24 protein-coding genes are annotated in these 24365 nt (G+C 64.1%); 14 read left to right on the top strand and 10 right to left on the bottom strand.

Annotation, left to right across the window (positions count from 1 at the left end; translation table 11 throughout):
• The first annotated feature begins 16 nt into the window (after positions 1–16).
• Positions 17–637: a glutathione S-transferase gene (locus tag GQA94_RS15060; RefSeq protein ID WP_158190123.1), complete on the top strand. Its 621-nt coding sequence runs from the start codon at positions 17–19 to the stop codon at positions 635–637.
• A gap of 4 nt (positions 638–641) precedes the next feature.
• On the opposite strand, the gene GQA94_RS15055 is transcribed toward GQA94_RS15060, so the two are convergent.
• Positions 642–1526: a LysR substrate-binding domain-containing protein gene (locus GQA94_RS15055; RefSeq protein ID WP_158188782.1), complete on the bottom strand. Its 885-nt coding sequence runs from the start codon at positions 1524–1526 to the stop codon at positions 642–644.
• 117 nt (positions 1527–1643) lie between these two features.
• Here GQA94_RS15055 and GQA94_RS15050 point away from each other — a divergent pair, with 117 nt between their 5' ends.
• Positions 1644–2279, top strand: coding sequence for an FMN-dependent NADH-azoreductase (locus GQA94_RS15050; RefSeq protein ID WP_158188781.1), 636 nt, complete (start codon positions 1644–1646; stop codon positions 2277–2279).
• Positions 2279–2590: a DMT family transporter gene (locus GQA94_RS15045; RefSeq protein WP_158188780.1), complete on the top strand. Its 312-nt coding sequence runs from the start codon at positions 2279–2281 to the stop codon at positions 2588–2590. Before GQA94_RS15050 ends, GQA94_RS15045 begins: the two co-directional genes overlap by 1 nt.
• Positions 2591–2617: 27 nt before the next feature.
• Here the strand turns inward: GQA94_RS15045 and GQA94_RS15040 are convergent, their stop codons facing one another.
• From GQA94_RS15040 to GQA94_RS15030, 3 genes are all read right to left on the bottom strand, one after another.
• Positions 2618–3379, bottom strand: coding sequence for an SIR2 family NAD-dependent protein deacylase (locus tag GQA94_RS15040; RefSeq protein WP_158188779.1), 762 nt, complete (start codon positions 3377–3379; stop codon positions 2618–2620).
• 114 nt (positions 3380–3493) lie between these two features.
• Positions 3494–4921, bottom strand: coding sequence for a deoxyribodipyrimidine photo-lyase (gene phrB, locus GQA94_RS15035; RefSeq protein ID WP_158188778.1), 1428 nt, complete (start codon positions 4919–4921; stop codon positions 3494–3496).
• 40 nt (positions 4922–4961) lie between these two features.
• A complete protein-coding gene (locus GQA94_RS15030; RefSeq protein ID WP_158188777.1) occupies positions 4962–5924 on the bottom strand; it encodes a YbgA family protein in 963 nt (320 codons plus the stop codon).
• 317 nt (positions 5925–6241) lie between these two features.
• Between GQA94_RS15030 and GQA94_RS15025 the strand changes: the two genes are divergently transcribed.
• Positions 6242–7153 carry a TIGR01777 family oxidoreductase gene (locus tag GQA94_RS15025; RefSeq protein ID WP_158188776.1) on the top strand — a complete coding sequence of 304 codons (912 nt, stop codon included), beginning with the start codon at positions 6242–6244 and terminating at the stop codon, positions 7151–7153.
• Positions 7154–7213: 60 nt separating this feature from the next.
• Positions 7214–8239, top strand: a complete 1026-nt coding sequence (gene hemH, locus GQA94_RS15020) for a ferrochelatase (RefSeq protein WP_158188775.1) — start codon at positions 7214–7216, stop codon at positions 8237–8239.
• Between the two features lie 14 nt (positions 8240–8253).
• Here the strand turns inward: hemH and GQA94_RS15015 are convergent, their stop codons facing one another.
• Positions 8254–8700, bottom strand: a complete 447-nt coding sequence (locus GQA94_RS15015; RefSeq protein ID WP_158188774.1) for a PAS domain-containing protein — start codon at positions 8698–8700, stop codon at positions 8254–8256.
• A gap of 152 nt (positions 8701–8852) precedes the next feature.
• Here GQA94_RS15015 and GQA94_RS15010 point away from each other — a divergent pair, with 152 nt between their 5' ends.
• Together GQA94_RS15010 and pqqF are read left to right on the top strand one after the other, a co-directional pair.
• Complete coding sequence (locus GQA94_RS15010; RefSeq protein WP_158188773.1) at positions 8853–9806, top strand: MerR family transcriptional regulator; 954 nt, start codon at positions 8853–8855, stop codon at positions 9804–9806.
• A gap of 119 nt (positions 9807–9925) precedes the next feature.
• The gene (gene pqqF / locus GQA94_RS15005) at positions 9926–12475 is read left to right on the top strand and encodes a pyrroloquinoline quinone biosynthesis protein PqqF (RefSeq protein ID WP_158188772.1); all 2550 of its coding nucleotides are present in this window, start codon (positions 9926–9928) and stop codon (positions 12473–12475) included.
• 33 nt (positions 12476–12508) lie between these two features.
• Here the strand turns inward: pqqF and GQA94_RS15000 are convergent, their stop codons facing one another.
• From GQA94_RS15000 to GQA94_RS14985, 4 genes are all read right to left on the bottom strand, one after another.
• Positions 12509–13825 (bottom strand): methyl-accepting chemotaxis protein, encoded by a 1317-nt coding sequence (locus tag GQA94_RS15000; protein WP_158188771.1) that lies wholly within the window; start codon positions 13823–13825, stop codon positions 12509–12511.
• Between the two features lie 67 nt (positions 13826–13892).
• Complete coding sequence (locus GQA94_RS23660) at positions 13893–14090, bottom strand: hypothetical protein (RefSeq protein WP_199270049.1); 198 nt, start codon at positions 14088–14090, stop codon at positions 13893–13895.
• A gap of 65 nt (positions 14091–14155) precedes the next feature.
• Positions 14156–14905: a 3'-5' exonuclease gene (locus GQA94_RS14990; protein ID WP_336507996.1), complete on the bottom strand. Its 750-nt coding sequence runs from the start codon at positions 14903–14905 to the stop codon at positions 14156–14158.
• A gap of 69 nt (positions 14906–14974) precedes the next feature.
• The gene (locus tag GQA94_RS14985; RefSeq protein ID WP_158188770.1) at positions 14975–16174 is read right to left on the bottom strand and encodes an MFS transporter; all 1200 of its coding nucleotides are present in this window, start codon (positions 16172–16174) and stop codon (positions 14975–14977) included.
• A gap of 308 nt (positions 16175–16482) precedes the next feature.
• On the opposite strand from GQA94_RS14985, the gene GQA94_RS14980 reads away from it, so the two are divergent.
• From GQA94_RS14980 to GQA94_RS14950, 7 genes are all read left to right on the top strand, one after another.
• Positions 16483–17601, top strand: coding sequence for a tRNA-dihydrouridine synthase (locus GQA94_RS14980; RefSeq protein ID WP_158188769.1), 1119 nt, complete (start codon positions 16483–16485; stop codon positions 17599–17601).
• A gap of 162 nt (positions 17602–17763) precedes the next feature.
• On the top strand, positions 17764–17835 hold the full coding sequence (pqqA, locus tag GQA94_RS14975; RefSeq protein ID WP_003253598.1) for a pyrroloquinoline quinone precursor peptide PqqA: 72 nt from the start codon (positions 17764–17766) through the stop codon (positions 17833–17835).
• Between the two features lie 46 nt (positions 17836–17881).
• The gene (gene pqqB / locus GQA94_RS14970) at positions 17882–18796 is read left to right on the top strand and encodes a pyrroloquinoline quinone biosynthesis protein PqqB (RefSeq protein ID WP_158188768.1); all 915 of its coding nucleotides are present in this window, start codon (positions 17882–17884) and stop codon (positions 18794–18796) included.
• 64 nt (positions 18797–18860) lie between these two features.
• The gene (gene pqqC, locus GQA94_RS14965) at positions 18861–19613 is read left to right on the top strand and encodes a pyrroloquinoline-quinone synthase PqqC (RefSeq protein WP_158188767.1); all 753 of its coding nucleotides are present in this window, start codon (positions 18861–18863) and stop codon (positions 19611–19613) included.
• A 55-nt stretch (positions 19614–19668) separates the two neighbouring features.
• Complete coding sequence (gene pqqD / locus GQA94_RS23435; protein WP_158188766.1) at positions 19669–19947, top strand: pyrroloquinoline quinone biosynthesis peptide chaperone PqqD; 279 nt, start codon at positions 19669–19671, stop codon at positions 19945–19947.
• On the top strand, positions 19919–21073 hold the full coding sequence (pqqE, locus tag GQA94_RS14955; protein ID WP_158188765.1) for a pyrroloquinoline quinone biosynthesis protein PqqE: 1155 nt from the start codon (positions 19919–19921) through the stop codon (positions 21071–21073). The genes pqqD and pqqE overlap by 29 nt, the downstream gene beginning before the upstream one ends.
• 44 nt (positions 21074–21117) lie before the next feature.
• Entirely contained in the window at positions 21118–23022 is a 1905-nt protein-coding gene (locus GQA94_RS14950; RefSeq protein ID WP_158188764.1) for a prolyl oligopeptidase family serine peptidase, read from the top strand.
• Between the two features lie 95 nt (positions 23023–23117).
• Here GQA94_RS14950 and arsJ read toward each other — a convergent pair whose 3' ends face one another.
• On the bottom strand, positions 23118–24359 hold the full coding sequence (arsJ, locus tag GQA94_RS14945; RefSeq protein ID WP_158188763.1) for an organoarsenical effux MFS transporter ArsJ: 1242 nt from the start codon (positions 24357–24359) through the stop codon (positions 23118–23120).
• Positions 24360–24365: the final 6 nt, after the last annotated feature.

The raw sequence follows: 24365 nt of genomic DNA, 5'->3' as shown, positions 1-24365 counted from the left end.
ATACGAGGGTAAACGGATGGTGAAGCTCTGGGGCCGGATCAACTCGACCAACGTAAAAAAAGCGCTGTGGTGTCTGGAAGAACTGGGTGTTCGCTATACACGCATCGATGCCGGTGGCGCCTTCGGTGTCGTCGACGAAGCCGATTACGTCGCGATGAATCCCAATCGCCTGGTGCCCTGCCTGCAAGATGGCGACCTGGTGCTGTGGGAGTCCAATGCGATTGTCCGCTACCTGGCAGCACAATACGGTGATGGTGTCCTGTGGAACGCCGATGCGCGCCAGCGCGCCGAAGCGGACAAGTGGATGGACTGGGTCACCTCATCGCTGGCGGGTCCCTTCCGGCCGCTGTTCTGGAACATTGTGCGCACCGCCGCGCAGGCGCGCGACATGGCGGCGGTGCAGGCATCGCTGGCCGAATGCGGCAAGCTGCTTGGCATCGCCGATCGAGCCCTCGCTGAGCAGCCCTACCTGTCCGGCGAATCGTTCGGCATGGGCGATATTCCGCTTGGCTGTTTCGCCTACGCATGGTTCGAAATGCCGATCGAGCGGCCCGACCTGCCGCACCTGCGCGACTGGTATGAGCGGCTGCAGCAGCGCCCGGCGTATCAGACAGCGGTGGTTACGCCGCTGACCTGAACGCTCATGGACCGCATGACTCGCGATTCAACCAGTCGAAGAATGCCTTTACCGGCCGATGGCGCTCGCGGCCCGGCACGCAGAGCGCGGTGTAGGAGGCGCCGGGCACAGTGACGTCGGCGCGATAGGGTTGTAGCAGGCCGATCGCCAGGCTCTGCGAAACCAGCACATTGCTCGCCAGCACCAGGCCTTGTCCGGCGATGGCCGCCTGCAGGGCATGGTGCTCATCGTCGTATTCGCGCTGCTCGGTACCTTCCAGCCATGGCGCGCCAGCGGCCTCGCACCAGGCTTTCCAGCTGCGATCGTAGAGCTGCGAATTGCGCCAGCGGACGGTAATCAGGGTCAAGCGCGTCGTGTCGAGCGAGGCCAGCAGGCCGGGCGACCCATAAACGCCGAAGCACTCGTCGAGCAGGCACTGGCTGTGCAGGGTAGGGTGCTGGCCATAGCCATAGCGGATCACCAGATCGATGCTGGCGTCCTGGTGCAGATCGAGCAGTTCGGTGCTGGTCTCGACGCGTATCTTGATACCGGGATGTTCCTGGTAAAAGCGGCCGAGTCGCGGGATCAGCCAGAGTGCAGCGAAAGCCGGCGTAGTGGACAGGGTCAGGTTGCCTGCACTCGGCCGCGGGCGCAGGTGATCGACAGTCTGCACGATCTCGAGCAAGGCCCCATGCAGGCTGCGAAACAGCCGCTCGCCGCAGTCGGTCAAGCGCACCCCGCGAGCCACCCGTAGAAACAACGGCACACCCAGCCAGCTTTCCAGCAACTTGATCTGGTGCGAGACCGCGGTGGGCGTTACCGCCAGCTCCTCCGCTGCCGCCTTGAAGCTTCCTAGCCGGGCGGCGGATTCGAAGGTACGCAGGGCGGTGAGTGGAAGGGTGGCGAACATGGTCGTGACTCGGATGAATTCAGTTCATGCAGCTAGAGTATTGCTCATTTGTCGTAGAACGCGAGCAACCATAACGTGGTTTCACTGCCGCATTGGCGCGGTTGATGGAGCCGACAGATGAAACGAATTCTAGCCGTACAAGGCAGCCCCCGGGGTGATCGCTCGCATTCGCGGCGCTTGCTCGATCATTTTCTTCAGGCACTGGCGAGTGAACAGGGTGGCCTCGACATCACCCATCGGGAGGTGGGGCGCATTGCCTTGCCAGGTGTAACCGAAGGCTGGGTTGCAGCCGCCTTTCACGATCCGCACCAGCGCAGCGCGGCGATGCGGGCGGACCTCGCGCTCAGTGACACGCTGGTCGATGAACTGCTGGACACGGATCGCCTGGTCATTGCCGCCCCGATGTACAACTTCGGCGTTCCCAGCGGTGTGAAGGCCTGGATCGACCAGATCGTCCGCTTGGGTCGTACGTTCGATTTCACACCCGACGACCCGGCCAGCCAGTACAAGCCGCGGGTCCTCGGCAAACGTGCGTTGATCATCACCACGCGGGGCGACCGAGGCTACGGCCCTGGCGGCGTGAACGCCCACCTGAACCACGCCGACACCTATCTGCGTGATGTGCTGGGGTTGCTGGGTATCCGCAATGTGGAGGTGATTGCGGTAGAGAACGATGAGTTTGGCGGGCTGGCGTTCGAGGCCTCCTACCAGGCGGCTCAGACGCGGCTGGCGCAGCTGGCGATGGACTTCTGATGGCCAGCAGCTGGATGTTCCTGCTGCTGGCGGCCGGGTTCGAAGTGCTGTTCGCGCTGGCGATGAAGTATGCGCAGGGCTTTACCCGGCTGCTGCCCAGCGCTGTAGTGATGATCGCCGCGAGCGGCGGGATCTACTTCCTGACCCTGGCGCTGCGCGACCTCCCGGTCAGCATCGCTTACCCCATCTGGACCGGTATCGGCACCCTGGGTACGGTTCTGCTGGGCGCGGCGCTGCTGGGCGAAGCGCTGACGCCGCTGAAAATACTATCGGTGGCGCTGATCGTGGCGGGGATAGCGGGGCTGAAGTAACCGGCCTTCGGTGTCGATCCAGGCGCTCTAGCGGTGCCCGAAGGCCTGGCCAACGAGCGCGGGCAGTTGGTCTTCAGCCGACCCGGCCAGTGCATATTGACGATCACCGAGCCGGGCGCTGGCCTGGGGGTTCACGTGGACGACCGTGGCGCCAGCGCGCCAGGCCAGCCCTGGTATTTCCGCCGCGGGGTAGACCAGGCCGGAGGTGCCAACCGATATCAGCACGTCGCACCGCTCCGCTGCGGCGAATGCGGCGCTCAGGTCATCGACGGGAAGGCTTTCGCCGAACCAGACCACGCCCGGTCGCAGCGGGCCGCCGCAATGCGTGCAGTTCGGCGGCGGCAGGCGGCGCCCGCCTTCCGGTTCGTCCGGCATGCCCAACGGCTCGCTCGCGGGTTCGGCGCATTCGAAGCAGCGCGGCCGGTGGAGGCTGCCGTGTAGATGAATGACATCAGCGCTGCCGGCACGCTCGTGCAGATCGTCGACGTTCTGTGACACGAGGGTGAGTTTGGGTACATGCCGGGCCAGTTCGGCGATGGCATGGTGACCGGCGTTCGGTTGAGCCTGCAACGCTTTCATGCGCCGCCATTCGTACCAGCCCCAAACCAGGGCGGGGTCCGCGCAGAACGCCTCGGACGTCGCCAGCGAGGCGGCATCGAAGCGCGCCCAGAGGCCGGTCAGCGAGTCGCGGAAGGTCGGAATACCGCTTTGCGCCGAGACGCCGGCCCCGGTGAACACCACGACATGGTCAGCGTTGCGCAAGGCCTCGATCAGCGGGGCGGGAATCATGGCTCGGCTCCTCTGGGTGATTCGTTTGCTCACGCGTTGCGCGACGCATGCGACAACACGCATGCGGCGTCACGTATCGACGGCCGCCGTCACGGCGAGAGTTGACGGATTGAATCATAAACGCTCACCGAGGTTTCTGAAGGCGGACAACGCGCGCTCACGACTCGCCGCGAGGTCGACGATGGGTTGCGGGTAGCCGGGTGCGCCGGTGCCCTGCGCGGCGGCGCTCGGGTCATGGATGTCGTGGTCGTTCAGGTGAGCCAGCTCCGGCAGCCATTGCCGCAGGAATTGCCCCCTTGGATCGAATCGGGCCGACTGGCTGTACGGATTGAACAGGCGGAAGTAAGGCACCGAGTCGGTCCCCGTCGAGGCGCTCCATTGCCAGCCGCCATTGTTCGCCGCAAGGTCTCCGTCGATCAGCTGGCGCATGAACCAGCGTTCGCCCTCGCGCCAGTCGATCAACAGATTCTTGCACAGGAACATCGCCACCACCATCCGCAGTCGATTGTGCATCCACCCGGTCGCCAGCAACTGACGCATGGCTGCGTCGATGAGCGGGAAGCCCGTGCGCCCCTGCTGCCAGGCGGCCAGCTCGTCGGGGGCGTGGCGCCAGGGCAGGGCTTCGGTATGGCGGCGCAAGGCCTGGCCCTTCGATACCTCGGGATAGCCCACCAGGATGTGCTTGTAGAATTCGCGCCAGAGCAGCTCGTTGATCCATGTCACGGCGCCTGGATTACCGCTGTCGAGTTCGCCCTGATTCAGTGCCAGCGCGGCGTGCAGGCACTGGCGAGGTGACAGCACGCCGGTCGCCAGGTAAGCGGAGAGCCGGCTGGTGCCAGGCTCGGCGGGCATGTCGCGACGCTGCTGGTAGTCAGCCAGGCAATGCTCGGCAAACGATGCCAGGCGTTGGTGCGCGGCGTCTTCGCCCGCCGGCCAGTGCGCACGCAGGGCATCGTCGGGGCGCGCGAACGGCGCTGCCGTCGTAGGCACGGGATCGCGGGCAACCGGTATCCACGGTTGGGGCGCGGGCACGGGTATGCAGCGCGGCAGCGAATGGCTCAGGCGCGAATAACAGACCTTTCGAAACTGGCTGAAGACCTTGAAACAGCCGCCCGCCAGCGTTTTCACACTGTCCGGCGCAAAGAGCAGTTGGTCGCAATGGCGCCGCAGTGAGGCACCGGTGGAGCGGAGTGCATAGGCAGTCGCCTCGTCGCGACGCTGCTCGTTCACACCGTATTCCTCGTTGATATGGACCACGCCGATCCGGTGCTGCTGGCACAGTTCCGCGATCTGGCCGGGCACCGCCTGCCAGTCTTCCACGCGGCGGATCAGCAACGGCACATTGAGTTCGGCAAGGCGGGCCGAGAGCGCGCTGAGATTGCGTAGACGAAAATCGACCTTGCACGCGGCATCGTCATGGGCCAGCCACTGCGCGGGCGTGACCAGGTACAGGGCGACCGTCGGCCCGGCGTCCATCGCCGCAGCCAGCGCCGTGTTGTCGGCCACGCGCAGATCGCTGCGCAGCCAGAGCAGTTGATTCATGTCAGAGGTCCTTGTCCGGCGTCCTTTCCCGTCGTGATGCTCAAATGCCGTTGCGCAGGCTGAGTGCTTCGGGGTGTGGCTGCAGATAGGCCTGGTTGGCCACGTAGCGATCCGGATGTCGCCGGAAATGGTGTTTGAGCAGCGTCAGCGGCACCACCAGCGGCACGATCCCCTGGCGGTACTGCGTGATCAGGCGTTGCAACTCCTGTTTGTCTTCCGGGTCGATGTCGCGCTTGAGGTAACCGCTCAGGTGTTGGAGGACATTGCTGTGGTTGCCCCGCGATGCGGTCTTTTTCAAAGCGGACATCAATTGGCTGAAATAGGCGGGGGCGAACGCTTCCAGCGAAGCGTTGCCAATCGACGCGACCATTCGGCCAAGCGCCTTGTATTGCTGAGGATCGCTCGCCATCAACTGATATTTGTAACGAGCGTGATAGCCCACCAGCGCCCGGCGCGTCAGCCCGGCGCTCAGCAGACGCTGCCATTCGGCATGGGCGAAAACGCGGGTCAGGAAGTTCTCTCGCAGCACCGGGTCGTTGAGCCGGCCGTCTTCTTCCATGGGCAGGTCCGGCCACGCCTGCATCAGCGTACGGGCGAACAGACCGGAGCCGCCGGCATCGACGCGATGGCCATTGGCCTGGTAGACCTTGACCCGCTCCATGCCACAGGACGGCGATTTGTGCATGAAGATATAACCGCTGAGGTCGCCCAGTTCGGCGGCGATGTGCTTGCCGTAGGCCGTGAGCGCCTCGCTGAAATCAAGCTCGGGATGGACCGTGCCAACGGCGCGGGGGCTGGCGGGGTCGCCCACCAGCCGGATGGGTTCGCGTGGCGTGCCCAAGCCGATTGCCACCTCCGGGCAGACCGGCACGAACTCGAAATGACGCGCCAGGGTTTCGCTGCACAGCCGCGACGCCTTGTGGCCGCCGTTGAAGCGCACCGGGTCGCCGAGCAGGCAGGCGCTGATACCGACCCGAATGGCCGGGCGTGATGGATTGGGCATGTGGGTCGGGCCTCGCTCTATCTTGTACAGGAAACTGTTACTGTACAGTTTTCGCTATTCTAGGACCGGCCTTGTACAAGTCAATCACTTGCGCGCGCAACGAGGCTCTCTCGTTCCTGGAGCTGCGTTTCGCGCCTCGGCCCGGCTGCCGGTCGATCGCAAGCGATGGTTTCGTTGGACGGTCAGCACAGCGCGTGAGGCGTTGTCGCATTGGTGAATGCGATGCACCTTGATCGCGTTGTACAGGGCTATATTCAATGCATTCCATTGCACCTGCCGGTAATGCCGGCCGTTCCCCGCACCACGGAGTCGCCGTCATGAACATATTGCTGACTGGAGGCACCGGCCTGATTGGCCGAGCGCTATGCCGACACTGGCTGGCCGAGGGACATGCATTGTGGGTCTGGAGCCGCGCTCCCGAGCGGGTGGGCGAACGTTGTGGTGAACGCGTGACGGGCATTGGCCAGTTGCACGAGGCCGATGAGGTCGCGCTGGACGCGGTCGTCAACCTGGCCGGGGCACCGATCGCCGACCGCCCCTGGACCCGTGCGCGGCGCCTGTTGCTCTGGAACAGCCGCATCAAGCTGACCGAACAGCTGATCGAATGGCTGTCTGGCCGCCAGCAGCTCCCTGGGGTGTTGATATCCGGCTCGGCCGTTGGCTGGTACGGCGATGGCGGTGAACGCGAGCTGACCGAGGATGATGGCCCGGCCACCAACGATTTCGCCAGCCAGCTGTGCGGTGCGTGGGAAGAGAGCGCCATGCGCGCGCAGCGCCTCGGCATCCGTGTGGTGGTGGTACGCACCGGCCTGGTCCTGGCCGGCCAGGGCGGCTTCATGCAGCGCCTGTTGCCCCTGTTTCGGTTGGGTTTGGGGGGACGTCAGGGCAGCGGCCGTCAATGGATGTCATGGATTCATCTGGACGACCAAATTGCCCTGATAGATTTTCTGTTGCGGCAACCCGCGGCGAGCGGCCCCTACAATGCATGCTCACCGCAACCGGTACGCAATGCCGAGTTCGCCACGGCGCTGGGGCGCAGCCTGGAGCGTCCCGCGGTATTGCCGGTTCCGGCAGTTGTCCTGCGGTGCGCCCTGGGCGAGATGTCCGGGTTGGTTCTCGGCGGGCAGAAGGTGATTCCGGCGCGGCTGCAGGCGTCGGGTTTTCGTTTCAGCTTCGTTGAACTGGATGCGGCATTGGCGGACCTGCGCAAGTCGCGGTCAGCTGTGTGAAAATGCGCCGCCGACGGATGGGCAGTGGCGCGCTCCTTTAATCAGTAGTCAGGAATATGCATGACTGAGCAGGCGTTGTTATTGGTCAATCTGGGTTCACCGGCTTCCACCGAGGTGGCAGACGTACGTCGCTACCTCAACCAGTTTCTGATGGACCCGTATGTCGTCGATCTGCCGTGGCCCCTGCGACGTCTGCTGGTATCGCTGATCCTGGTCAAGCGCCCCGCCCAATCCGCTCACGCCTACGCGTCGATCTGGTGGCCTGAAGGCTCGCCGTTGGTCGTGCTCAGCCAGCGTTTGACGGACGCCGTGCGCCCTTACTGGACAGAAGGCCCGGTGGAACTGGCGATGCGATACGGCGAACCGTCGATCGAAAATGCGCTGGTCAAGCTGGCCAGCCAGGGTATTCGGCAGGTGACATTCGCGCCCCTGTACCCGCAATTTGCCGACAGCACGACCACCACCGCCATCGAGGAGGCCCGCCGGGTCATACGCGACAAACGACTCGATATCAGTCTGTCGATCCTGCAGCCGTTCTACGATCAGCCCGAATACCTCGATGCACTGGTCGACAGTGTCAGTCCGTACCTGGCGCAGCCATTCGACCATTTGCTGTTGAGCTTTCATGGCCTGCCCGAGCGCCATTTGCACAAGACTGACCCAACGGGCTCGCATTGCCTGAAAGGCGAGAATTGCTGCCAGCAAGCCGAAGGCGCCGTCCTTGCCAACTGCTATCGCGCGCAATGCATGCAGAGCGGCGCGGCATTTGCGGCACGGGCCGGGCTGCGCCCGGAACAGTGGTCGGTGTCGTTCCAGTCGCGACTTGGTCGCGCCAAATGGATCGAGCCCTATACCGAGGCGCAGCTGGAAGCACTTGCGGACCGGGGTGTGAAAAGGTTGCTGGTAATGTGCCCGGCGTTCGTTGCCGATTGCATCGAAACCCTGGAAGAGATCGGCGACCGTGGACGCGAGCAGTTCGTGGCGGCCGGAGGTGAAGATCTGCAGCTCATTCCGTGCCTGAATACCCACGAGAGCTGGGTGAGGGCGCTGGTCACGCTGTGCCGCAGGGCGCCACAGGCGCTATAGCGCCTGCGATTACGTCAGCGTTTCAGTGCGGCGAGCTGCTCCTCGAGTCGCTGCACCTCGGCTTCCAGCTCGACGACCCGCTGTTTGGCCTCGACCTCGCGGCTGACGTCTTTTTGCACACCGATGAAATAGGTGAGCTGGTCAGCCTCGTTGAACACGGGGGTGATGGACAGCTCGTTCCAGAATGCGCTGCCGTCCTTGCGGTAGTTGCGGATGATCTGGCGGCAGGGCTGGTTGTTGCGGATCGCTTCACGAATCGCCGCGACACCGGGCTGGTTTCGGTCGCCGGCCTGCAGGAATCGACAATCCTGATAGAGAATGTCGTCTGCTTCGTAGCCCGTGAGGCGCTGGAAGGCCGTGTTGGCGTAGATGAGGATGGTGTCTTCGCCCTCGCGCTCGGCCACCACGATCCCGTCATTGGAGGCTTCGATTACCCGTTGCAGCAGCTTGGCGTTGATCATCTGTAAGACTCGGTTCGCGGTCTGGCCATTCTAGAACAACTTCGAACCGGGCCGCACGGGCGTGCGTATCGCAAGGCACGCAGTTCGGCACAGTCTATGGCGCGTGCCCTGCGCTACAATGCTTCGATTCTTCCGCATGAGCCGCCCGCGTCATGACCGAACCTGCCCACGTCCCTTCGCAGCGTGCTGCCGATTCGCCCAGCGAAGCACTGCTTCCGATACGGGAAGTATCGCGCCTGACTGGCGTGAATCCGGTCACGCTGCGCGCCTGGGAGCGGCGCTACGGCCTGATTCAACCGATCCGCACCGAAAGCGGCCATCGCCTGTATTCCAAGGCCAATGTCGAGGCGATTCGCAGCATCCTGGCCTGGACCGAGCGCGGCGTCGCGGTCAGTAAGGTCGGCAGCATCCTGTCGCGCGGGGTGGGGCCCGGTGCGGTAGCCGAACTCGCGCATTCAAGCGCAGTCGACAATCGCTGGGGCGAATGGCAGGCCCAGGTGCGGCGCGCGGTGAACGGCTTCGATGAAGATCAGCTTGGCCACCTGTATGGCGACATCTTCTCGGCCTGTTCGCCCTCGGTCGTGTTCCAGCAGATCCTGTTGCCCTTATGGCAGCAGATGCTGGTACGCCAGGACGCGTATGGCCAGACCAGCGAATGGCTGTTCCTCGATCATTTTCTGCGTGCCCGGGTGCTGCAGCGGTTGCAGCTTGCCCGCAGCCATGCGCAGGGTCATGTCCTGCTGGCCGCTGTTCCGGGGCAGTGCCGGGAACTCGAGTTACTGGTCGCTGGCTTGTTGCTGTCCAGCGAGGCGGTCGCGGTCAACGTATTGGCGCTCGGGCAACCGTTGGACGAACTGCCGCTGGTCTGCGCAAAGGTTCGCCCGCAAGCGCTCGTGATTTATACGAAAGTCTCGCCGAACACGACGTTGCTGCGTCAGTTGAGCAAGCTCTCGCTGAGCGTCGAATGCCCGCTGGCGATGGCCGGTGAGGGCACGATCATCGCTGAAGAAAACCTGAGAGGGTCGCCGATTGCCTGCCTCGGCGATTCGGGCCAGCTGATGCAGCGCCGCCTGCTGCAACTCATCGACGGTCATCTGGATACCTAGCGCCGCGGTGTCCATTCGAGCTTGCCCAGCGGTCGGCAGGGATCGATGCTTACGCGGCCTTGTGCCAAGCGGGACTTGGCGCGATGCTCGTCCGCTCATCAACCGGACCACGATGCCATATGCGCCAGCCCTCCGATCCTGCCGAGCGCCCATCACCCACGACCCTGGCCAACGGCCTTCGGGTGCGCCTGCTGCCGTCGCTGAACGGTTCGCAGGCTGCCGCCCTGGTGCGAGTACATGCCGGGGCGCATGACGCCCCCAGGGCCTATCCGGGACTCGCGCATTTCATCGAACACCTGCTGTTCCTCGGCGGCCGCGACTATCGCGCGGGGGATCGCCTGATGCCCTTCGTGCAAGGGTGCGGCGGGCAATTGAACGCATCGACACGCGAACGCCATACCGACTTCTTCTTCCAGGTTCCAGCCGGTCAGTTAGCGGGAGCGGTGCAACGCCTGCTGGATATGCTTGCGCATCCGCTGTTCGACCCCAGCGCACAGGTGCGCGAACGGGAGGTGTTGCACGCCGAGTACCGCGCCCGCGCCCAGGATGTCGAAACGCTTTGCGACGCCGCCCTGAGCACGGCGTTCGATCGGGCGCACCCGATCAGCGGATTTCACGCCGGCAACCGGGACACGCTGCCGGTGGAAGATGCAGGGTTTCAGCACGCCTTACGCGGCTTTCACCAACGGTTCTACCGCTGTGGGCAGATCGAATTGCTGCTCGCGGGGCCTCAGGACGCTACCGAACTGCAGCGGCTCGCCGCTATGGCGGACGCTACGCTGACGGCAGGGGATGCGACGACCGATGGCGCGACGATCGATAACGTACCGCCGTTGACCTGCAACCGGGATAGGTGGCTCAGGTTGCAGCTCGAAAACGCCCAGCCACGGCTGAACCTCCTGTTCGCCCTCGACGGCATGCAAGCGCATGGCGTGCCGGCGCTGGACCATCTGGCCAGCTGGTTCGCCTCCGAGGCACCCGAAGGGCTTGCCCAGCGTCTGCGCGCCGAAGACCTGTGCCAGTCGGTGAAGGTTCGCCTGCCGTATCGGCATGCGGGGCAGGGCGTCGTGGTGATCGATCTGCCACTGACCGAAAAGGGGCTGAACGAACGCGCGCTGATTGTCGAGGCGGTACTCGACTGGCTGCGTTTCCTGTCACACGAGGCGCGTTGGCAACCCTTTCGCGAGGAGTATCTGCGAGTCCGTCGGCGAAGCCTGCAAGGGGCCGAGCCACTGGCGAGGCTCCGTCATTGGGTGGAGCCGCTGGCCTGGGGCAGTGACAGTGACGAAGCAGGCATTCGCGAGGCGCTCGTCTCGCTCGTGGCCGCCATGCTCGGCACGGGGCCGCTGGTCCTGACCGTCGATAGCGCCGCCTGTGAGCCCATCGAAACCTGCGGGTTTCCCTTGCGCCTGTCGCGCGAACCGCCACCGCGGCCGGCGCCCTTCGTCTGGCACTGGCAGCAACCCGCCGCGAACCCCTGGTTGCAGGCCAAAGCCGTCAACCGGGGAGCGGGCCGTCTTCCGCCTGCGCTGCGTTGGCTGGGCCCGGAGGATGCCGATGGCCAGGGCGCGCTGTTCTTGCGATGGCGATTCACCAACGGCCAGCCGTCAGCCGGGCTCTGGCACGCGTTATCGCATGCCCTGGGGGCGCGTGCGGCGGCGGCCCGGCAAGCGGGCGTCACGCTGCGTTTCGAGGATGTGGGCGACGGCTGGTGCCTGACGCTGGAGGGTTTTGCCGAGGCGATACCCGCGATCATCGGCGATCTAGCGCGCCTGCTGGTCGCACCGCCCGCCGCATCGCTGCGCGAGGGCCAGGCGCTGGCCGAGCGTGACGCTGTGCTGGGCACTGACGAAATGCCGATCCGCCAACTGCTCCAGCGCATGCCTCGGCTGCTGGGACGTGGCGCGGGCGAAGCAGGCGAGGTCGCGACGTTGTCGCCTCCGATGCTGTTGCGGCATTGGCAATCGGCACAGTGGCAAGGCGTGGCGACAGGCTTTGCGCCGGCCCTGAGTGGTGCGCTGGCGGATGCGATCAGCGCGCTTCCCGGGTGTCCTTCGGCTACGTCCGCCGGCAACCCTGAACCCGTCCGCTCGCCGGGCATGCGCTGGCACGAAGTCGGCGGCGGGGTGCCGATGACCGAGACAGCCGTGCTGCTGTTCTGCCCACTGCCGGCGCGTACGGCTACGTGCGAGGCGGCGTGGCGCGTGCTGGCGCGACTGATCGAGCCGGAGTTCTTTCGTCGTCTGCGCAGCGAGTTGCAGCTCGGTTATGCGGTGTTCAGTCGCTTCGGTCAGTTCGGAGGGCACGCCGGAATGCTTTTCGCGGTGCAATCGCCCACGCACTCGGCGCAGGCGATCATGGGTCACATCCGGGCGTTCTTCGGCGACTTCTCCGCTACGCTGGCCGCTCAGCCTGCCGAGGTGGCCGAGCGCATCGCCGCGCAGGCAAGCGAGGGCCACGTCGCGGATGTGCGCGATCTGCATGCGAGGGCCGAACAGGCCTGGCAGACCGAACTGGCCGGGCATGATGCCGCACGGCCACGCGAGGTGGCATCGGCCATGTGCGCGCTGCGCCGCGCTGATCTGCTGGCCGCCCTGGCAACGCTGCGTGCCGGCGATGGTTGGGTCGTCGTGAGCAATGCCGCGCAACCGGATGCTCCCGACGGCTGAGATGACGTATCGCTCTGGCCCCGGTGCTGCCAATCAGGTCTTGAGCTGGCTGGCGAACTGGCCCACCGCACTGACTACGCGCTGCGCACCGTCCTGAATCTCCACAATGACCGAGCCGGCCTGGTTCGCGAGATCGAGCCCATTTTCGGCCAGGATGCGGCTGGCCGACATGCTTTGCACGGCAGCCTGCGCCAGGTCCTGGTTTTTACCGACGACCCCAACGATCTCACCGGCTGCTTTGCTGGTCCGGGCGGCGAGCTGACGGACTTCATCCGCTACCACGGCGAATCCGCGACCCTGATCACCCGCCCGAGCCGCTTCGATTGCCGCGTTAAGCGCCAGCAGGTTGGTCTGATCGGCAATGTCGCTGATCGTTTTGAGGATGGCGCTGATCAGCTGCGATTGTTTGTCCAGCGCTTCGATTCCATCCGATGCTTCCTGCATCTGCGCAGCGATCTTATGCATGACTCCGACCGTCTCTTGCACGACAGCAGCGCCTCGCTGGGCACTGAGGTCGGTCTGCTGTGACGTGCCATAGGCAATCGTCGCTGCCTCGGCGATGGCCAATTCGCGATTGACCTGCTCTGTGATGACGGTCGCGAACTTGATTACCTTGTACAACTTTCCGTACGCATCATGTACCGGGTTATAAGACGCTTCCAGCCAGACCCGGCGCCCCAGCGCGTCGATTCGCCTGAAACGATCGGCAATATACTCGCCGCGGTTCAGACGTGCCCAGAAGTCGCGGTAGGCCGCTGACTCGCTTTCTTCACGATCACAGAACATGCGGTGGGGCTTGCCCTTGATCTGTTCCAGCCGGTAGCCCATGGCGTTGAGAAACTGATCATTGGCGATGATCACCGTACCGTCGAGATCGAACTCGATCACGGCGGTTGACCGTTTCAGCGCGCTGATAATGCTCTCGTGCTCCCGCGATGTGGCGATCGTGCGGGTCAGGTTGTTGGCGCACAGGGTGAAGTGATGCAGCGAACCGTCGGCCGACTTGAGAGGCTGCCAGATGGACCTGAGCCAGGCTTCCGTCCCGTTCGCCTTCAACATGCGAAAGGCGCCGCTGAAATGCTCGGCGCGCTGCATGGACGTCTTGAGGCGGGTGTAGTTGGGCTCTTTTCGGAATTCATCGGAAAAGAAACTGTCGAGCGAGCGACCCACGATATCGTCGAGGCGCAAGCCCATCTCACTCAGGAAAAGCGGGTTGGCGTGCTGAACGCGACCCTGCGGGTCGACTTCCAGCACCATCATCTCCCTGTACAACGACTCCTTGAGCTGTCGGTTGGTAGCGACCTCTTCGCGCAGTTGTGCCAGCTCTTGTTTCAGCTTCTTATTGAACATGTTCGTTATCCGATGAATGAAAAAGCAATGCTGCTCTACAAGCTCATCGGCATGTACAAGTTTTTCTTCAGCGGAAGCAGAAAACTCTGACCGGATCGGGAAGGGCAATTGGCAGCGGGAAACGACCCGGTCCGGGGTCAGCAGAACGTCTGCCCGAAATACGCAACAGACCGATCAGACCGATGTACGCGAGCAGACCGACCACCAGCGTGCGCAGCGGCGTCGACCAGCCGCTGAAAAACATAGCCTCCAGGTTCACCTCCAACCATGGCATCCAAGGGATAGACGCCGTCGGACCTGGCAGGTTGCAGACGTTACCGCCAGTGCCGATTAGCTTGGCTGTTTTTTCCCCAGGCTGCTGTGCACGCGGAGGCGCTCCCGTGTCGGCTGGTCGAACGCCAGGAAAACCTGGAGTGCCGCATAGGCGTCATTGGCTGCATAGCGCTGCTGCGACTCGCTGAGCACGGCGTTCGCCCAATTCGAGGTCGATACCTTGCGAGACTTTGCAATAGTGGCCTGAAGCACACCGGCGACCGCGCCGCGCAGCCCAACCTGACCTTTCTTGCCGTGGTAGCGCAATGCCGTTCCGAGGTCCAGAAAATGCCGCAATTCAATGCCCAGCTTGCTACGCAGCCGGGAGCGATCCGAGCCCAGCCCGAAACCGATCTTCAGCAGGTGCTCCGACTCCAGCAGCAGCTTTGCCGCCTCATGGCTCCCGGGCAGGCCCACCTGAAACAGGTACGCCTTTTCAGGGGTCGCGAATTGCAGCAGATGCGGGCCGGTGGAGGGCTCACCGGGCCTGAAGGTTGGCTTGGATTCGGTATCGAATCCGACCTCGGAAAAAGCCCGGATCTCCTCCACGGCCTGCCCGAAGGCTTCAGGCGAAGAGGGAATGACGATGCCGTCGCATTCCAGGCCAGGGAAACGGGGCAGACGGTCGGTATCCTCGCGCTGATGGATGTGGATGGTTGCCATGTCTACAGTTTCTCGATGCTGGGTCGGACGAACTCGGACTCTACCAGAGCTGCTCGTCCAGCCGCGCCGTACGTCCCCGCCCACACACGTTGCGTACAGGGCCATGCAACCATGCGTTCAGATGCCGTGAGACATGAGTGTGCGATGAACCACCGGCGCCGGAGCGGGCATCGTTCAGCCTCCGCGCATCCGTGGATGCAGAAAATAGCCGACCGCCGCCGGCGTGGCGATGGCCATGACGCACAGGCCCAGTGACGTGATCGCCATGGGCAAGCCGTAGTGGTCGGCGATCCAGCCGGCGCCGATCAGCGGCACGATGCTGCCGACATAGCCGCAGACGAGATAGGTTGAGATCAGCCCGGAACGCTCGGCGGGCCTGGCAATACGGTTGACCATGCTGATACCCGCCAGCAGGCACATGCCATGCCCGGAGGCGGCAGCGCAGACGCCGATGATGAAGACCGTGGGCGAACCGAGTCTGAAGTTCAGCACCAACATGGCATTGCTGAGCACGACCGCCAGCAGCCCGAGGAGCCCGCACCAGCGCAGGCTCATCCTGGCGCAGAGAAGTTGCGTCATGGCCGAGGCGAGCAGGATGACACCGATGGATGTCCCGCTGACCACCGGGCCGTGCCAGGGCAGCATCTTTTCCAGAAACAGCGGCGCCATCGAGGCGTAGATGCCGAACACGCCAAAGGCGAAGAACGGGCAGGCGCAGGTCAGCAGGTACGCCACCGAGTCCTGGCGGTGGGCCCAGGCCAGACGCGGGAGGAACGTTCGCCAGCCGAGTGGTGCGGCGGCCTGTTCATCGGCATGGGATTTCAGCGGTATCCGCATGAGGGCGTACACGGCCAGCACGCCAAGCACCAGCGACGGCACATAGGTGACCTTCAGGGGGACGGGCAGCCACTGGCCGATGACTCCGCCGGTGATCGGACCCAGGCCAAAGCCGAAGGCCAGCAGGAAGCTGGTGATCATCGATATCCGCTGGGAGGCGCCGTCGCGGGAGATTTGTACCAGGCCCACCGAGGCGCTGGTCACGATCAGGCTGGAGGACAGCCCCACCGCAAAACGGCCAATATTGAGGCTCGGCAGGTTCCAGGCCAGCATCGTCAGCAGCGTTCCGGCCCAGCCCAGCAGCAGCCCTGTCAGCATGACCTTGCGAAAACCCAGCGTGTCCGAAAGCCGCCCCATGAACAGAAGCCCGAACAGTGCCCCCACCATGTACACCACGTAGATCAGCGAAATATCACTGGTGCGCAGCTGCCATGCTTGCTGATACAGCGGGTACAGCGGTGAAATGAGCGCCGTGCCCATCACGCCCACGCACATGGCGAAGCACACCCAGGGAAACGCTGACCACTTCATTTTCATTTCAAAACGCCTGCATAACCGTGTGGTGTGAATCGTTTCGACCGCAGCCGCGCCACCGTGCTGCAGGGGGCGTGCCTTCGGATTCGATTGCCATGGCGACGCGCTCGGCCTCGCACTGCCTCAATGGGATGCGCGATCTGGCGGTCTGGATACAGGGCATGCGCAAATCGGCCCGTTTTCTGCTGGACCGCCTCGGAAAACACCTTTTCTTTCAGCCGGTATACAAGACCAGCCATCGTGCCGGGAGAACTCAAACATCCACGCGCGCCTCAGATTCTGCATGACTCGTCTTTCATGAGGAATCGTCGATGCCCGCACTACTCGAACCCGTCCAGCTCGGTCAGTTGAATCTGCGCAACCGTACCGTCCTGGCGCCCATGACGCGCGTCAGCGCCGAGCCGGAAGGCGCCGCCAACGAGCTGATGCGTGATTATTACCAGGCCTTCGCCGAAGGCGGGTTCGGCTTGCTGATCAGCGAAGGCATCTACACCGATACGGCCTACAGCCAGGGCTATTTCAATCAGCCGGGCCTAGCGACCGAGCAGCAGCGCGACAGTTGGGTACCGGTGGTCGAGGCGGTGCACGGCGCCGGAGCCGCCTTTATCGCCCAACTCATGCACGGTGGGGCCCAGACTCAGGGCAATATTCATCACGCTCGTCACGTCGCGCCCTCCGCGGTCCAGCCCGGCGGAACTCAATTGAGTTTCTATGGCGGCGAGGGCCCTTATGCGACGCCCGCAGCGATGACCGAGGACGACATTCAGGTTGCGCTCGCCGGGTTCGTCCAGGCTGCTCGCCACGCGCGCGAAGCGGGCTTCGATGGCGTGGAGCTGCACGGCGCCAACGGCTATCTGCTGCACCAGTTCATGAGCGCCGAATTCAACCTGCGCACCGACCGCTGGGGTGGCAATTACAGGGCCCGGCTGGCGCTGCCGCTGGCGGTCATCGACGCGGTGCGCGATGCCGTCGGCGGTGATTTCCTGGTTGGCATGCGGCTGTCGCAGGGCATGGTCAGCGCCAGCCGGCTGAAGTGGGAGGGCGGCGTCGAAGAGGCCAGGATGCGTTTTGCCACGCTGGCCGAGGCTGGCCTGGATTACCTGCACGTCACCGAGTACGACGTAGGCGCGCCAGCGTTCGGCGAAGGCCCGACCTTGTCGGCAATCGCCAGGGCCAGCGTTTCGATTCCAGTGATCGGCAATGGCAGCGTGACGACCGGCGAACAGGCGCAGCGCCTGCTCGACGAGGGTGAGATGGACCTGGTGGCCATCGGCAAGGCGGCCCTGGCGAACCATGACTGGCCGCTGCGCGTGCGCGACGGCGACCCGATCAGCGCGTTCGACCAGGCGATGTTTCAGCCCATGGCCACGCTGACCAACGAGCTGGCCTGGCGTGGTATGAACGATCGCCCAGCGACACGCCAGCGCTAGCAGCGGACGAAAGGCACAGCGGCGGCTGTGCCGGCGCAACGTTCGAGGCACTACCAAGGCAAGGCGTTGTCTCCTTCCAAAGTACCCTTCTGCTTATAGCGGACTAGAGTGCTTAGTGAAGCCGTCGGGATTACCCGCCAACCCAGAAAGAGGAATCGAACCATGTGGACCAAACCTGCTTTCACCGACCTGCGCATTGGTTTCGAAGTCACCATGTACTTCGCCAATCGCTGATTCACCCGCCCCGGTGCGCCCGGGGCTTCGTTTCAAGGAGCTGCCCATGTTCATCCAGATTCTCGGTTCGGCTGCTGGCGGCGGCTTTCCTCAGTGGAACTGTAACTGCGGCAACTGCGCGGGGCTGCGTAAAGGCACGTTGCGCGCGCAGCCCCGCACCCAGTCGTCCATCGCGCTCAGCGATGACGGCGAACACTGGATTCTTTGCAACGCCTCGCCGGACATCCGGGCCCAGCTGGAATCCTTTCCCCGGCTGCAGCCGGCCCGTGGGCCGCGCGACACGGCGATCGGAGCGATCATCCTGCTCGACAGCCAGATCGACCACACCACGGGGCTGCTGACGCTGCGCGAGGGTTGCCCGCACGATGTCTGGTGCACCGAGATGGTCCATCAGGACCTGACCACCGGCTTCCCGTTGTTCAACATGCTCGAGCACTGGAATGGAGGGCTGCGCTGGCATCCGATTGCGCTTGAGGGCCAGTTTGCCGTTGCGGCGTGTCCGCAGCTGACATTCATGCCCATCCCGCTGCGTAGCGCCGCGCCGCCCTATTCACCGCATCGCCACGATCCGCATCCGGGCGACAATATCGGATTACTGGTCGAGGATCGTCGAACCGGCGGCCGGCTGTTCTATGCACCGGGGCTGGGCCAGGTCAATCCGGAACTCCTTGCGCTCATGCGCACGGCCGATTGCCTGTTGGTCGACGGCACCCTCTGGCGTGACGACGAGATGCGCGTGCGCGAGGTGGGTAGCAAGCTCGGCAGTGAAATGGGCCATCTTCAGCAAAGCGGCCCCGGCGGCATGATCGAGGTGCTCGATGGCATGCCCGCGGCGGCACGCAGGATTCTCATCCATATCAACAACACCAATCCGATCCTCGACGAGGACTCCGCCGAGCGAGCCGTGCTCGCCGAGCACGGCATCGAAGTCGCCTTCGACGGCATGGGCATCGAGCTGTAACGACAGCGGCGACAGGCGCGCCCGCGGCCTGGAGATCCAACTGCACAATGCGTAAGGAAGCCTTATGACCCTGCCAGCCATGACCCGCGATGAATTCGAAGCGGCGCTCCGTGCCAAGGGCGACTATTACCATATCCATCACCCGTTTCACCGCGCCATGCATGAGGGGCGTTCGACGCGCGAACAGATCCAGGGCTGGGTCGCCAATCGCTTCTATTATCAGGTGAGCATTCCGCTCAAGGATGCCGCGATCATGGCCAACTGTCCGGACCGGGAGGCGCGGCGCGAGTGGGTGCAACGCATCATCGATCATGACGGCGCGCCGGGCGAGGAGGGCGGTATCGAAGCCTGGCTGCGCCTTGCCGAAGCGGTGGGGCTCGATCGCGAGGAGGTCCTTTCCCACGACCGGGTGCTGCCGGGCGTCCGCTTCGCGGTCGATGCCTACGTCAACTTCGCGCGTCACGCGGTCTGGCAGGAGGCGGCCAGCAGTTCGCTGACCGAGCTGTTCGCCCCGACCATTCATCAGTCCCGCCTGGAGGCCTGGCCGCAGCATTACCCGTGGATCGAGCCATCCGGCTATGACTACTTCCGCAAGCGGCTCGGGGAAGCGCGCCGCGATGTCGAACATGGATTGCGCATCACCCTCGATCACTACACCACGCGAGACGCGCAACAGCGGATGTTGAACATCCTGCAATTCAAACTTGACGTGCTCTGGAGCATGCTCGACGCCATGAGCATGGCCTATGAACTGGATCGCCCGCCGTACCACACCGTGACCCGCGAGCGTGTATGGCATACGGGCATCTCGCTGTGAACCGACCCTTACCTCCGCCGCCACCCTCGTTGCGCAGCGGCAAGAGGACCCCGCGATGACTGACAATATGCTGACCAGGACCCCAGTGTTACGGCGTGGCTTCCGCTTTCAATGGGAGCCCGCGCAGGATTGCCATGTGCTGCTCTATCCCGAGGGCATGATCAAACTCAACGAAAGTGCCGCGGCGGTGCTCGGCGAGGTGGATGGCGCACGCACGGTGGGTGCCATCGTCGCTGACCTGCAGGCGCGCTACCCAGAGGCGGAAGGGATCGAGGAAGACATCGTCGCGTTCCTGGAGGTGGCCATTGAACGGTTCTGGATCGAGCTTCGTTAAACCAGGCTTCGAGCCGGGCCCACCGCTGTGGTTGCTGGCTGAGCTGACCTACCGCTGCCCGTTGCAGTGTCCGTACTGCTCGAATCCGCTGGATTTCGCCCGCAGCCACGACGAGCTGACGACCGCGCAGTGGATCGACGTGTTCCGCCAGGCACGCGCCTTGGGCGCGGCGCAGCTGGGGTTTTCCGGAGGCGAGCCGCTGGTCAGGCAGGACCTGGCCGAGCTGATAAAGGCTGCACGCGAGCTTGGCTACTACACCAACCTGATCACCTCGGGCATCGGTTTGACCGAAGAAAAGATCGCTGCTTTCGCACGCGCCGGGCTCGATCATATCCAGATCAGCTTTCAGGCGGCGGACGAGGAGGTGAACAATCTGCTCGCCGGCTCGAAAAAGGCCTTTGCACAGAAGCTCGCGATGGCGCGTGCGGTCAAGGCCCATGGCTATCCGATGGTGCTGAACTTCGTCACGCACCGCCACAACATCGACAACATCGAACGCATCATCGAGCTGTGCCTGGAGCTTGAGGCCGACTTCGTGGAACTCGCCACCTGCCAGTTCTACGGCTGGGCCGAGCTCAACCGCGCCGGATTGTTGCCGAGCAAGGACCAGTTGGTGCGGGCCGAACGTATCACCAACCAATGGCGCGCCAGGCTCGCGGAACGCAATCATCCCTGCAAGCTGATTTTCGTCACGCCCGATTATTACGAAGAACGCCCCAAGGGCTGCATGAACGGCTGGGGCAACCTGTTCCTCGACGTGACCCCCGACGGAACCGCGTTGCCTTGCCACAGCGCGCGACAGTTGCCGATCAGCTTTCCGAACGTGCGTGAGCAAAGCATCGAGCAGATCTGGAAGCACTCGTTCGGCTTCAACCGATTTCGCGGCTTCGACTGGATGCCCGAACCTTGCCAATCCTGCGACGAGCGGGAAAAGGACTTCGGCGGATGCCGCTGCCAGGCCTTCATACTCACTGGCGAGGCCACCAACGCCGACCCGGTATGCAGCAAATCACCTCACCACGCCCGCATCCTCGCTGCGCGTACCGAGGCCGAGCAGGCGCCGCGCGGGTTGGATGAACTGACCTTCCGCAACGAGAGGACATCGAAACTGATCCTCAAGGTGTAAGGATCGTCGATCCGTCCGAGACCTGTCGAACCAGTGAGACCGAGATGACCCAGCGCGCAATTCCCTATGGCTTCTGGCCCAGCGGTTGGACCGCCGAAGATGCGGCATCGGCAAGCGGTGATTTTGCCGAGCTTCGCGCAGGCCACGACGGTGTGTTCTGGCTCCAATACCAACCAGAGGATGCGCGCTGCACGCTGTGGCACTGGCGTGCCGGCCATGCCGTCTGTGTCACGCCAGCCGGCGTATCCTTGCGCAGCCGGGTCTACGAATACGGTGGAGGCGCCTTCTGCCTGACGGACCGAGGCGTGGCCTTCGTCAACGAAAGCGACCAGCAGATCTACCTGCAGTCCATCGACGACAAGGCCGGCGAACCCATCGCGCTGACGCAACGGGGGCATTGCCGCTACGGTGATCTGCAGTTCGACCCTCGCGAGGGTGCAATCGTGGCGATCGAGCAATCCCATGTCGGGAATCGGGTAGAGCACCGGCTGGTCAGCCTCTCGGTGGCCAGCGGCCAACGTGGCGTTGTCGCCGAGGGCGCGGACTTCTACGCATCGCCCGCGCTCGATGCCGATGCCGGGCGTATGGCCTGGATTCAGTGGCAGCGCCCTGACCAACCCTGGACTGCGACGTGTCTGTGGATGGCCGAGCGCAGCGCCGACGGGGCCTGGCAAGCGCCGCGATGCCTCGCTGGAACGGGCGGTAATGAATCCTTGCAACAGCCACGGTTCGCGGCGGACGGGACGCTTTACTGCCTGAGCGACAGAGCCGGCTGGTGGCAACCCTGGTGTGAGCAGGATGGCCGGTGGGGGCCGGTGAACCACGCCGGTCATGACACGGGGGAGGGCGCACCGGCGGCGTTCGATCACGCGCCTGCGCCCTGGCAACTGGGCACCGTCAGCTACCTGCCGCTGGCCTCGGGTGGGTTGCTGCTGACACGGACGGTCGAGGGCCACGGCCTGCTGCTGGACCAGGATCGCGAGGGCCGCGAACGTCCCCTGGCGACGGCCTTTACACGGTGCCGGCAATTGGCGGCCGACCCGCTGAACTACTACTGCATCGCTGGCGCCGTCGACCGTGCGCCTGCGGTGCTGGCGATAGCACGCGCCACGGGTCGAACCGAAATTATCGCTGGCGGCCAGCAGCCGTTGCCGGCCGATCAGCTGTCGCGTCCCGAGCCGTTCAGCTTCACCACCGCTGGGTCCGAAACCGCGCACGCATTCTTCTACCCGCCGCGCAACCTCGACTGCATGGGGTTGGGCGGGGAGAAACCGCCGCTGGTGGTATTCCTCCACGGCGGGCCGACCTCAGCCTGCTATCCGGTGTTCGATCCGCGTATCCAGTATTGGACCCAGCGCGGCTTCGCGGTGGCAGATCTGAATTATCGGGGCAGCAGCGGCTTCGGTCGCGCATACCGTCAACGCTTGTACCAGCAATGGGGCGTCGTCGACGTGGAAGATGCCGGCGCGGTCGTCTCGGCACTGGCCGAGCGTGGGCAGATCGATCCGCGCCGCACGTTCATCCGGGGTTCGAGCGCGGGCGGCTATACCGCATTGTGCGCGCTGGCCTCCGACGCAGGATTCAGTGGCGGCGCCAGCCTCTACGGCGTCAGCGATCCCCTAGCGTTGCGACGTGTCACGCACAAGTTCGAAGCCGATTACCTGGACTGGCTGATCGGCGATCCCGAGCGGGATGCGGAGCGCTATCGACAGCGCACGCCGTTGCTGAACGCGGCAAGGATCAGGGTGCCGGTGATTTTTTTTCAAGGCGGGCAGGATGCCGTGGTGCTTCCCGAGCAGACCGAATCGATGGTGGCCGCCCTCGGCCGGCGCAACGTCCCGGTCGAATACTGCTTCTATCCGCAGGAGCGCCACGGTTTTCGACAAGCGGCCAATCTTGCCGACGCACTGGAGCGCGAGTGCCGTTTCTACCTGACATTGCTGCACTGAGCCGGCGACTGCCTGGCACGGCGGGTCGCTCACGTCAGGGGATGTTTGTCCGTGAGGTCATCGTCGCGGTTGCAGCCATGATGCCGCGGTGCCGGCTAGCCGGCGTGATCGGTTGAAGGCTTTGGCTGGCCACGCCGCGGCAGCCCGGTCGATATCAGCGCCGCCAGTGACACGAAGCCGCTGGAAACCCATAGGCAGGCTTCGAGGCCGTAACGCTGGTAGATCCAGCCGGACAACAGCGTGCCGAGCAATCGGCCAAGGGCGTTGGACATGTAGTAGAAGCCCACGTCCAGCGACACGCCGTCGGCCTTGGCATAGGAGACGATGAGGTAGCTGTGCAGCGATGAATTCACGGCAAACAGCGCACCGAATGCCAGCAGCCCGCCCAGCAGCACGGCTTCGGTCGAAGCGCCCTGGTTCATGCCCAGTGCGATGGCGGCCGGCAGACCCGCCAGCAGCAGCGCCCAGATGAACGCCGCGCGCCCGTCCGGAACCTCGCCGCGCGTCTTCCCGGTGATCCCCGGTGCGAGCGTCTGGACGATGCCGTAACCGATCACCCAGAGCGCGAGAAAGCCGCCCACCTGCCAGAAATCCCAACCGAGCGCGGCAGACAGATAGACCGGCAGCGCCACCACGAACCAGACATCACGGGCACCGAACAGGAACATCCGGGCGGCGGACAGCACATTGATGGCACGGCTCTTGGACAGCAGCTCGCGAAACTTCGGTTTCGCCCTGGCCTTGCCCAGGTCTTTTTTCAGCAGCGACAGGCTGCATAGCCAGATCAGCGCCAACAGCGTGGCCATGAGCAGTAAAGCCCCGCGAAAAGCGATACCGGCGAGCAAGGCCCCACCAAGGAAAAAGCCCACGCCCTTGAGCGCATTCTTCGAGCCGGTGAGCAGCGCCACCCACTTGTAAAGCGTGCCTTGGCGCGCCTCGGGCAGCAACAGCTTGATCGAGCTTTTGGCGCTCATCTTGTTCAGGTCCTTGGCGATGCCGGACAGCGCTTGCGCGCCCATCACCCAGGGAATCGTCAGCCATGCAGCCGGCACGGTGAGCATCAGCAGCGCCACCACCTGCATCGCCAGACCCGCATTCATGGTGCGGTTGAGGCCGATCCGTGCGCCCAGATAACCGCCGAGCAGATTGGTGACGACGCCGAACAGCTCGTAGAACAGGAACAGCGCGGCAATCTGCAACGGCGTATAGCCGAGCGTATGGAAATGCAGGACGACCAGCATGCGCAGCGCGCCGTCAGTCAGGGTGAAGGCCCAATAGTTGCCGGTCACCAGTAGATACTGGCGAACCTCCGGCGTGAGGCGGGTGAGGGCGTGCATGAGGGT

Source organism: Stutzerimonas stutzeri (genome assembly GCF_009789555.1).
GTDB classification, from domain to species: Bacteria; Pseudomonadota; Gammaproteobacteria; order Pseudomonadales; family Pseudomonadaceae; genus Stutzerimonas; species Stutzerimonas stutzeri_R.
The sequence above is the reverse complement of the archived record's forward strand: the minus strand, read 5'-3'. Positions and strand labels throughout refer to the sequence as shown.